The organism is Acinetobacter sp. RF14B, from assembly GCF_006864105.1.
In the GTDB taxonomy this organism is placed as follows: domain Bacteria; phylum Pseudomonadota; class Gammaproteobacteria; order Pseudomonadales; family Moraxellaceae; genus Acinetobacter; species Acinetobacter lwoffii_C.
The window spans coordinates 1-500 of sequence record NZ_SMTB01000249.1; the positions used below are offsets into that span (position 1 = coordinate 1).

The window sequence follows — 500 nt, forward strand, 5'->3', positions numbered from 1 at the left end:
CTTCTGGCGCGGTCGGTTGCGGATGAGTAAAGGTGTCGTGGCATAACAGCGCGGCAACACGAACGTATTCGATGATCTCTTCAAGCGACATTTCAAGCTCTTCCTGATCTTCGTCTTCGTCGTAACCCAGTTGCGCAATGTTACGCAGATCGTCGATAGCTTCACCGGTTTCGCCGGTCACTTTATCCAGCTTCGGTTGCGTAACGCCAAGACCAAGCAGGAAGTGATTGACCCAACCTGCCAATGCATCAGCCCGATCGAAAACGCTGACATCATCGCCATCAGGCAGATAAAGCTGAAAAAGGAAGCCGTCATCCTGCAGGGCATCGCTGGTGGCAGAGTGCATTTTACGCAGTGCCTGTGCCAGCTCATGACCGAAAGCCATGCCTTCGTTCGTCAGGTCGTGAAGTAGCGGTAGCCATGAGCTGTCATCGTTACCGCCACATATCATCCCACTGATTAAACCATGCATCTCAGCAGGGGTCAGACCCGTCCCTTGT

Annotated in this window: 1 protein-coding gene; it reads right to left on the minus strand. The window is 53.2% G+C overall.

The window, feature by feature from the left end; all coding sequences use genetic code 11:
- On the minus strand, positions 1-500 hold a 500-nt coding region (gene ygfB, locus E2K52_RS14790), incomplete at both ends, for a UPF0149 family protein YgfB (RefSeq protein ID WP_151205724.1).